Source organism: Rhodobacter sp. 24-YEA-8 (assembly GCF_900105075.1).
In the GTDB taxonomy this organism is placed as follows: domain Bacteria; phylum Pseudomonadota; class Alphaproteobacteria; order Rhodobacterales; family Rhodobacteraceae; genus Pseudogemmobacter.
Genome location: NZ_FNSK01000006.1, coordinates 210,462 through 220,085 on the forward strand (window position 1 = coordinate 210,462; position 9,624 = coordinate 220,085).

8 protein-coding genes are annotated in these 9,624 nt (G+C 62.5%); 4 read left to right on the forward strand and 4 right to left on the reverse strand.

Annotated elements, in window-relative coordinates; all coding sequences use genetic code 11:
* Positions 1-64 precede the first annotated feature (64 nt).
* Together BLW25_RS23640 and BLW25_RS23645 are read right to left on the reverse strand one after the other, a co-directional pair.
* Complete coding sequence (locus BLW25_RS23640) at positions 65-673, reverse strand: response regulator transcription factor (RefSeq protein ID WP_092904773.1); 609 nt, start codon at positions 671-673, stop codon at positions 65-67.
* Positions 670-2,721 (reverse strand): PAS domain S-box protein, encoded by a 2,052-nt coding sequence (locus tag BLW25_RS23645; protein ID WP_092904775.1) that lies wholly within the window; start codon positions 2,719-2,721, stop codon positions 670-672. Before BLW25_RS23645 ends, BLW25_RS23640 begins: the two co-directional genes overlap by 4 nt.
* Positions 2,722-2,922: 201 nt before the next feature.
* Between BLW25_RS23645 and BLW25_RS23650 the strand changes: the two genes are divergently transcribed.
* The 3 genes from BLW25_RS23650 (at position 2,923) to BLW25_RS23660 (ending at position 5,964) form a co-directional block, all read left to right on the forward strand.
* Positions 2,923-3,927, forward strand: coding sequence for a TRAP transporter substrate-binding protein (locus tag BLW25_RS23650; protein WP_092904826.1), 1,005 nt, complete (start codon positions 2,923-2,925; stop codon positions 3,925-3,927).
* An 85-nt stretch (positions 3,928-4,012) separates the two neighbouring features.
* On the forward strand, positions 4,013-4,645 hold the full coding sequence (locus BLW25_RS23655; protein WP_092904777.1) for a TRAP transporter small permease: 633 nt from the start codon (positions 4,013-4,015) through the stop codon (positions 4,643-4,645).
* Positions 4,642-5,964: a TRAP transporter large permease gene (locus tag BLW25_RS23660; protein ID WP_092904779.1), complete on the forward strand. Its 1,323-nt coding sequence runs from the start codon at positions 4,642-4,644 to the stop codon at positions 5,962-5,964. Before BLW25_RS23655 ends, BLW25_RS23660 begins: the two co-directional genes overlap by 4 nt.
* A 242-nt stretch (positions 5,965-6,206) precedes the next feature.
* On the opposite strand, the gene BLW25_RS23665 is transcribed toward BLW25_RS23660, so the two are convergent.
* Both BLW25_RS23665 and BLW25_RS23670 read right to left on the reverse strand, forming a co-directional pair.
* Positions 6,207-6,419, reverse strand: a complete 213-nt coding sequence (locus tag BLW25_RS23665) for a hypothetical protein (protein WP_092904781.1) — start codon at positions 6,417-6,419, stop codon at positions 6,207-6,209.
* A 137-nt stretch (positions 6,420-6,556) separates the two neighbouring features.
* Positions 6,557-7,792, reverse strand: coding sequence for an aromatic ring-hydroxylating oxygenase subunit alpha (locus tag BLW25_RS23670; protein WP_171909739.1), 1,236 nt, complete (start codon positions 7,790-7,792; stop codon positions 6,557-6,559).
* Positions 7,793-8,013: 221 nt separating this feature from the next.
* Here BLW25_RS23670 and BLW25_RS23675 point away from each other — a divergent pair, with 221 nt between their 5' ends.
* Complete coding sequence (locus BLW25_RS23675; protein ID WP_092904784.1) at positions 8,014-9,423, forward strand: aminotransferase-like domain-containing protein; 1,410 nt, start codon at positions 8,014-8,016, stop codon at positions 9,421-9,423.
* Positions 9,424-9,624 lie beyond the last annotated feature (201 nt).

Genomic DNA, 9,624 nt, shown 5'->3' on the forward strand with positions numbered 1-9,624 from the left:
GCGAGCCACCGGGGTCCGGAAGAGCCGGATCCCGGCTGCGATGAGCTGATCGCGGGATCTGCCTTCAGGGATCAGGGCTCAGCGCCCGCCCCCGTGCGGCGAGTTCGAGGGCATTGCGTACCCCCATCTTGCTCAGCACCTTTTCGCGATGCGCCTCGACCGTGCGGATCGCTATCCCAAGCTGATCGGCAATCTGCTTGTTCATCGCGCCGGTCAGCATCAGGTCCATCACCTCGGCCTCGCGCTGCGACAGCGAGGCGCGGCGATGGTCGAAATCGCGCCGATGCGCCGCCTGGGTCTGCGCGGCCAGGCCGGCGGCAATCGCGCGCAAAGCGAGATCGACGATGTGATTGTCATTGAAGGGTTTTTCAACAAAATCAAAGGCCCCGGCCTTCAGGGTCCGCACCGCGATCGGTACATCGGCATGGCCGGTCAGAAAGATCACCGGCACCACCGAGCCCATGGAACGCAGCCGTTCATAGACCTCAGGCCCCGACAGGCCCCCCATGCGGACATCCATGATGATGCAGGTCATATCCTCCAGCGGCTGCGCGGCGAGAAAATCCTCGCCCGAGGCCCAGAGCCGGGTTTCGATATCGCGCGAGGCCAGCAAAAAGGCCAGCGCGTCGCGGATCGCCTCTTCATCGTCAACGATGTCAACCAGTCCGGTCATGCATCCCCCCTGCTCCCCTCAGCTTTTCCCTCGTCTTCCCCGGATCTCATGGCCGGCAAGGCGACCGTGAACACCGTTCCTCCGTCCCGCGCTTCGCGCCAGGTCAGGCTGCCGCCATGCAGTTCTATGATCGAGCGGCAGATTTTCAGACCCATTCCCATACCCTGCGGTTTGGTGGTGGCAAAGGCTTCGAAAATGCTTTCGCGCAGATCGGCAGAGATGCCGGCGCCGCAATCGTCGACCTCAAGCACCACTTTGCCTGGCTCTTCCGACAGCCGGACGGTGACCGTATCGCCATGGCGGGTCTCGGCCATGGCTTCCATACCGTTGCGGATCAGATTGATCAGCACCTGTTCCAGCAGGATACGGTCAGCGGCCACCGCATGTCTGGCCGCGCCGTCGCGCAGAAGCCTGACCCGGTGTTCGCGCGCATCGGCCTGCAAAAAGCCCAGCGTTTCATCGACCACTGCGCTCAGATCAAGCGGCTGGAAATGCGGCTCGCGCTTTTTCACCAGATCCTGGATCCGCCGGATGATCTGACCGGCGCGGTCGGCCTGACGGGCCAGTTTTTCCGTGGCGGTTCTGAGCACCTGAGGATCGGCCTTCTGGCGTTCCATCAGGTTCAGCATCCCCGCCGCATATGAGGCGATGGCGGCCAGCGGCTGGTTCAGCTCATGCGCCAGCGTCGAGGCCATTTCGCCCAAAGTCACCAGCCGGCCGGTTCGCGCCAGGGTCTCATCCTGCAGCCGGGTGCGACGGGCCGCGCGGCGGGCTTCGGTAATATCGATCACCGAGCCCATCCAGCCGCGATGCGCGCCCATCGCGTCGATCAGCGGTGCCTCATAGACTTCGATGTCAATCTCGCGCCCGTCGCGTGCGACAAAACGGGTTTCGAAGCGCTGGCTGACCGCGCCACCGGCGGCAAGCTGGCTATGGCGCTCCTGCGTTTCGGTCAGGATCGAGGGGTCCCAATAGGGCATTGGCGGCTGATGCCCTATCAGCTCCTCCGCCTCCCAGCCGACCAGATTGCAAAAGGCCGGATTGACGAACAGGATCCGGCCCTCATGGTCCTTGGCGCGCAGACCCACGGTCAGGCTTTCCTCCATCGACCGGCGAAAGGCGGTTTCACTCCAGAGCCGCATCTCGGTCTCGCGGCGCCGTTTCGACGAACGGTAGAGCACGCCAAGCGCCAGCACCGCAAAGGCCGCAAGGGCGGCAATGGCGCCGAAAAGCGCGGTGGCGCGAAAGGCTCCGGGCGCGGTATAGGCGCTGATATGCAGCCAGGTTCCCCGCAGCGGAGGGTCGAAGCTGATGATATGTTTCGGATTTTGAGGGTCTGTTTCAATGCGCTGGCGGCTGGCCAGAACATTGCCGGACAGATCGACCAGTATGACGCCATATTGTTCGGCGATCCACCAGGGCAGATGGCGCTCGAGCACACGGGGCAGGGAAAGCGTCGCGGTCACCACGCCCTGGCGCTCGGCCAGCGGCACGCCGATGGTCACCAGACCGTCGCGCCCGACCGCGCCGTAAACCGGGCGGATCACCCCTGCGGGGCTGGCAAGGATCCGCCCGACCAGCGCGCCATCCGCCTCCGAGCCGATGGGGGGCACTGCCGATCCGGGCGCGCCTTCGGCATCATACCACAGGATCGAAACCACTTCGGGATTTGACATGATATGGCTGCGCGCCCTTGCGGCGATCACCTGATCCGACACGCCGCCGGCATGATCCAGCGCCAGCCGGACCAGCATATCCTCATCCACACCCAGCTGGAATCGCAGGGTCTGCTCGACCCAGAGCGCATCGGTCGCCAGTTTGTCGCGGGCTTTCCCGACATCGTCGCGGGCCACCAGCCAGACCAGCGCCCAGACCATACCAACCAGCGCGATGATCGCCAGCAGCGGCACGAGAGACAAAAGATCCACACGCCTGCGCGGCGGATGCGCGATCTCCAGCGCCCAGGAGCCGCCACGCGGGGCCGCCCGCCCGGCCTGATCGGTAGAACCGGGCCGGGCGCGGGCATTCAAAGGCGCGGCCTCAGTCATTGACGGGTCCGTGACCGCATCGCCTCACCCTTTGCTCCTGTTGCCGGGATCCTGTGTTGCCATATCTGTTTGCCCCCGCGCCCCATACGCAACTTTCTTGCCTTATTGCGGGAATCCACAATAGCGAAACCGTGATCACGCTGGCAAGGAAGCAAACGGAAATCCCACGGCAGGAGGGCGGTGGGATCTGAGGAGGATATCATGATCACTCGTCGTTCACTTGCCACTCTGGCCGGCGCTGCTGCTCTCGCCCTGTCCGCGGCCTTCCCGGCCCTGGCCCAATCTGTCACCATCAAATTCAGCCATGTGGTTGCCCCCGACACGCCCAAGGGCAAAGGGGCCCAGAAATTCAAAGAACTGGCCGAGAAATACACCGAAGGCGCGGTGCTGGTCGAAGTCTACCCCAACAGCCAGCTTTACAAAGACAAGGAAGAGCTGGAGGCGCTGCAGCTTGGCGCCGTACAGATGCTCGCGCCCTCGCTTGCGAAATTCGGCCCATTGGGCGTGCAGCAGTTCGAGCTGTTCGATCTGCCCTATCTGATGGCGGATTACGACGATCTGCGGAAGATCACCGATGGCGAGATCGGCCAGGAGCTTCTGGGCCTCCTCGATCCCAAGGGCATCAAAGGACTGGCCTATTGGGACAATGGTTTCAAGATCATGTCCGCCAATTCGCGGATCGAAAGCACCGATGATTTCCTCGGTCTGAAGATGCGCATTCAGTCTTCGAAGATCCTTGAGGCGCAGATGCTGGCGCTGGATGCGGTGCCGCAGGTGCTGCCTTTCTCCGAGGTCTATCAGGCGTTGCAGACCGGTGTGGTCGACGGCACTGAAAACCCGCCCTCGAATATGTTCACCCAGAAAATGCATGAAGTGCAAAAGCATGCAACGCTCTCGAACCATGGCTATCTCGGCTATGCGGTCATCGTGAACAAGGCCTTCTGGGACGGTCTGGATCCTGCGATCCGCGAGCAGCTGGACCGCGCGATGGAGGAATCGACCATCTATGCCAATTCCATCGCCCGCGAAGAGAATGAATGGGCGATGGCCGAAATGGTGAAGGCCGGCTACACCACCTTTCATGAGCTGACCGAAGACGAGCGCGCCGAATGGATCGCGCGGTTGCGTCCGGTTCATGATGAAATGGCGTCTCGGATCGGCGCCGATCTGATTGCCAAAGCGCATGGCGTTCTCGGCATCGAATAATCCCGTCTGACAGATTTCCCTGCATGAACCCGGGGGCGCGGTCTCTTCGCGCCCCTTTTTTGGTCCCCTGACACGAGGTTTTGCCATGTTTCTGCGCATCCTCGACCGTTTCGAGGAGGTTCTGATCTCGGTGCTGATGGCAGCCGCCGTGATCCTGATCTTTGTTGCGGTCTTCCATCGCTTTTCGATCGGCTATGCCGCCGATCTGGTGCGCTATGCGCGTGCCAATGATATGCCCGAACTGCAAGCCTGGGCGCGTTCGGTCTATTCCTCGATCAACTCGATCAAGCTGACCTGGGCCCAGGAAGCCTGTATCTATCTCTTTGTCTGGATGGCGAAATTCGGGGCCGCCTATGGCGTGCGGATCGGCATCCATGTCGGCGTCGATATGGTTGTGCTGAAGCTTGATGCCAAATGGCAGCGGATCGTGACGATCATTGCCATGTCGGGCGGCATCCTGTTCACCGCGATCCTTGTCTGGATCGGCTCGACCTTTGTCTACCATGTGGGTGTCGGCGGCCAGATCTCGGCCGACCTCGAAATGCCGATGTGGATCGTCTATCTCGCGGTGCCGCTCGGCTCGGCGCTGATGTGTTTCCGCTTCATCCAGGCGCTGCATCTCTATGTCACCACCGGCCAGATCGTGCATCACGAGCATGGTCATGTCGACGGCATGGATGACGCGCCGGCACCCGCAAATGGAGGTGCCGCGAAATGACCGCACTTATCATCTTTGCCATTCTGACCGTGCTGCTGGCGACCTCGATGCCGGTGTCTATCGCGCTTGGTCTGACGGTGTTCAGCTTCCTCTATTTCTTCACCTCGATCCCGATGGACAGCATCGCGCTGAAGCTGTTCACCGGCATTGAGAAATTCGAGATCATGGCGATCCCCTTCTTCATCCTGGCGGGGAACTTCCTGACCCATGGCGGGGTCGCGAAGCGAATGATCGCCTTTGCCACCTCGATGGTCGGGCACTGGCATGGCGGCATGGGTCTTGCGGCCGTGGTGGCCTGCGCACTTTTCGCGGCAATTTCGGGGTCAAGCCCGGCGACCGTGATGGCAGTGGGTTCGATCATGATCCCGGCCATGGTGAAAATGGGCTATCCGCCGCAATTCGCGGTCGGCCCGGTGGCGGCGGCCGGGGGGCTTGGCATCCTGATCCCGCCGTCCATCGTCATGGTGATGTATGCGGTGGCCACATCGGGGATGATGGCGACCGGGCCGGATGGAGAGGTCGTCTTCTCGCCCTCGATCGGGCAGATCTTCATCGCGGGCGTGGTGCCCGGGCTGATCCTGGCTGCGATGTATGCGGCCACCACCGTCTGGCGCGCCTGGAAGAACGGCTATCCGCGGCTGCCGCGTGCCGGCTGGGGAGAGCGCTTTGCCGCGTTTCGCAAGTCGATCTGGGGTCTTTTGCTGATCGTCATCATCATGGGCGGCATCTATGGAGGTATCTTCACCCCCACCGAAGCCGCAGCGGTCTCGGCCGTCTATGCCTTCGTCATCGCGGTCTTTGTCTATAAGGATATCCGGATGCGCGATGTGCCGAAGGTGCTGCTGACCTCGGCAGCGATGTCGGCAATGCTGCTTTACATCATCACCAATGCCGTGATGTTCGCCTTCATCCTGACTTCCGAGCAGATCCCGCAGCATATGTCGGACTGGATCGTCAGCCTGGGCTTTGGCAAGATCGGCTTCCTGCTGATGGTCAATATCATGCTGCTGGTGATCGGCATGGTGATGGAGCCCTCGGCGATCATCCTGATCATGGCGCCGATCCTCTATCCGATTGCGGTAAAGCTGGGGATCGATCCGGTCCATTTCGGCATCATCCTGATCGTCAATATGGAGATCGGTCTGGCGACACCGCCTGTCGGGCTGAACCTTTATGTCGGATCGGCGATCTCGAAACTGGGCCTGACCGAGGTTTCGAAATCGGTGGTGCCCTGGCTGCTGACCGCGCTCGTTTTCCTGATGATGATCACTTACATCCCGGAAATAACGCTGTTCCTGCCACGTCTGATGGGGATGTAGCGACGATCTCCGGCAGATTCTGTCTGTGACCTGAAATCCCGCGGCCTGCCCTGAGCAGGTCGCGGGATTTGCATATCTACCCCGGCGCATCGCCCTCATATGAAGCCAGCGATGTTTCCGCAATCATCATGCCACGACGCGCCGAGATCATCATCGCCCGCGTCAGATGCGGCCGCAGCTGATCAAGCAGCACGACATGTTCGGGCTGATGCGGTCAATTGTCATCACGGCAAGCTCCTGCGTCAGCAAAGGCGCCACGGTGCCGACCTGCCAGCCCAGCCCGAAGCTGCGACCTTGTCGGATGCAACAAAGCGGGGCGGGGCCGCAGGCGCGCCGGCAAAGATGACGCCGCCCTCGGATCCCGTCAGCAGCACCAGCTGCTCCAGAACATCTGTCCAGACCGAAGGGACGAAAGCGGCTTCATAAATGCGGTCAATCAGACGCGATAAAGGCATGTCCTTTCCCCGGACTTCTGCGCTTTTCGCAGTGAACAGAACTCGCTCAGATGTGTCAAATTCGTTCTGACAGGGCCGTCTTTACCCGGCTGGCAGCCAAGCCTGTCGAGATCCGCAGATCGCAGCTACCGGCGAGATCAGTCTGCCGCCCGGCCCATCCCGGCCAGATACCATTCGACAAAGCGGCGCTGGCGCCCCTCCATCACAGCCAGCGGGCCGGGCTGGTAATAGCGCGAATTGACGCCTTTCTGGTTGTCCTCGGTGATGCGCTTATCTGCCTCGGAGGTCACGACCCACATCCAGGACAGCGCTTCGGGATCGTAGTCGCGCCCGGCCTCGGCCTCGCCATGCACCAGCCAGAGGATCTCCATCTCGCATTCGTTCACGCCATGGGGGATGAACCGGTAGATCACCGTATGATCGGGATAGGACAGGCTGTAGCTGACCGGCCCCATATTCAGATACGTGGTGCCGCCGTCATAGCGCGTGAACTGGCCCATCAGCGGCGCGACCGGCTCTCCGCCCGCACTGCCGCTGCGCGCGCCGTCAAGCAGGGCAAAGCGCTTGCACCAGACCGGTTCGCGGCCCTCACCGGCTGCAATGCCCCAAAGATCCGTCTCGGGCAGATCAAGGCCCTGGGCCGCTGCCTCGGCCTGCATCGCGGCAAAAAGATCGGCGACCTTTTCGGGCGACTGATCATTGGAATGGATCTCGCTGAATTCGGGATGCGAGGGGCCGCAATGATAGCATTCCAGATAATTCTCGACCGCGAGCTTCCAGTTTGCCGCGATGCGCCAGCTTTTGCGCAGAGCCACTTTCGCGGTCTCCCAGCCATAGGCGCGGGCGACGGTGGCGATCACCTCCTGCGCCGCAGAAAAATCCGGCGGCTGATCGGCGAAGGTGAAGAAAATCAGCCCGCCCGCGATCCTGACCTGCAATTGCCGCAGCCCATGATCCTCGCGTCCGAATTCCGGGCCCATGTCACGCGCCGCCCGGAGCGAGCCGTCCAGATGATAGGCCCAGGCGTGATAGGGACAGATGAACAGCCGCGTATTGCCAGAACGTTCCAGACAGACGCGCGATCCGCGATGACGGCAGACATTGGCCAGCGCGCGGATCTCATTGTCGCGGCCCCTGACCAGGATCACCGACTCCCCCGCGAATTCAACGGTGAAGAAATCGCCGGGTGCGGCCAGGCTGCTGACATGGCCGGCGCAAATCCAGTGGCGGAACAGGAAGCGTTCCAGATCCTCGGCATAGATCGCGGGATCGGTGTAAAACGGCTGCAAAGGCGAGCGCCCCGGCGGCTGCAGTGCCAGGAGCTTTTCGATCCGGGAACCGATGGTGGTGGCAAGCGGGCTGATTTCGGTCATCGCGGTCATTCCTCGCGAAGAGGGTGAAGGGGGATGCTGGCGGGTGGGACAATCAGAACAGACGGAACTTTTTATCCTTCGCGACGGTGTCTGTTCCGGCGCATCGGGCCGCGCCTCGCGCAAATAATGGCTGTTACGTATCAGATTAACGCGCTGCGCCATTGTTTCCTATCAGCAGATCCGCGCATTCTCGATCAGTACAGATTGAAAGATCCCAGCTGATGACCAGGTATGAGAAAGTGGCCGGGATGATCACCGCGCGCATCGGTTCGGGCGCTTTGCGGCCGGGGGATCGCCTGCCTTCGGTGCGGCAGATGAGCCGGATCACCGGCTTCAGCGCGGTCACAGTGCTGCATGGCTATGAGCTTCTGGAAAGCCGCGGCCTGTGCCGGGCGCAGCCGCGCTCGGGCTATTTCGTCACAGCCGTTCCGCCTGCGCCTGTTACCACGCCCGATCCGCCCCCTGACGACAGGGCAGAGGATCTGCACAGCCAGCTCCTGCGTCCGCAGCAGGATCGCCGGTTCGAGACCTTCGGCGCCATGTGGATCTGTGACGATCTCATCCCGCGCGCTCAGGCCGACCGCATCATGCGCCAGTCACTGCGCACCGGCAGCCGCCGCCTTGCCGAGGGGCTGGAACCCGATGGCGATCTGCGGATGCGCGAGGAGATCTGCCGTCATATCGCCAGGCGCGGCACCTTTGCCCAGCCGGGCGAGATCCTTATCACCGGCTCGGCGATCCAGGCCTGCAACCTCTGTCTCGACAGCTTTACCCGGCCGGGTGATACCGTGCTGGTCGAAAGCCCCGGCTATTTCCCACTGCTGGCCACGCTGCGGCGGCGCGATCTGAAGGTGATCGAAATCACCCCCGATCCGCTGCGCGGCCTTGACCCGGAGGAGTTTGCCCGGCTGCTGGCGGCGCATCCGGTGCGCGCAGCGATCCTGACAGTGACCAACCACTTTCCGACCGGTGTCACCTGTCCGCCAGAGGTGATGGAGCGGCTTGTCGCCATCGCCGCGCGGCATGGCACCGTGATCATCGAGAATGATATGTTCGGCGACCTTGGCTACCGGCCGGGCCCGCGCGTCACGCTGCGGCATTTCGATCAGGGCGCCACGGTGGTGCAGATCGGCAGTTTCGAATTCACTCTGCCGCCGGAATATGGCTATGGCTGGGTGGTGGGGGGGCTGCACAAGCGCGACCTGCTGGTGACCCATTACATGAACGGGCACCGCCTGCGCGATGGTTTCGTGCAATGGGGCATCGCGCGCTATCTCTCGGGGCGCAGCTATGACCGCCAGCTGCGCAACCTCAACCGCACGCTCGCGCGCCGGATGCAGGAGGGCCGTGCGATCCTGACTGAAGCCCTGGGCGGGCGGGGCGCGCTTTCCGATCCGGCGGGGGGCTTCACCTGCTGGCTGAGCCTGCCCGCGCCGCTGGACCAGGGCGTGCTGTTGCGCGAAGCGGGGATGGCCCGGACCAGTTTTCTGCCCGGTACGATCTTCGCGCCCGCAATGCCCGATGCCGGGGGCAATTTCGCTGCGGCGCTGGCGCTGAATTTCTCATTCCGCTGGACCCAGGAGACCAGCGCCAGGCTGCGCCATCTCGCGTCGCTTTTATCTGCCCGCTGACACTGCCTGTTTTCGGTGTCGCGGATCCTGTCTTCAGGGGCGCCGCGAAGCGCAACCGCCTCGCGGCAAGGCATGGTCATCCTTTCAGCCGGCCATTTCGCCCCGTCCCGGGCGGCCATTGTACCGTGCCTGCGCCAGAAGGAGCAGACGCATCAGCCCCATGGCAGCCAGCACGGTCAGCATGATCAGCACCGAGAAGGC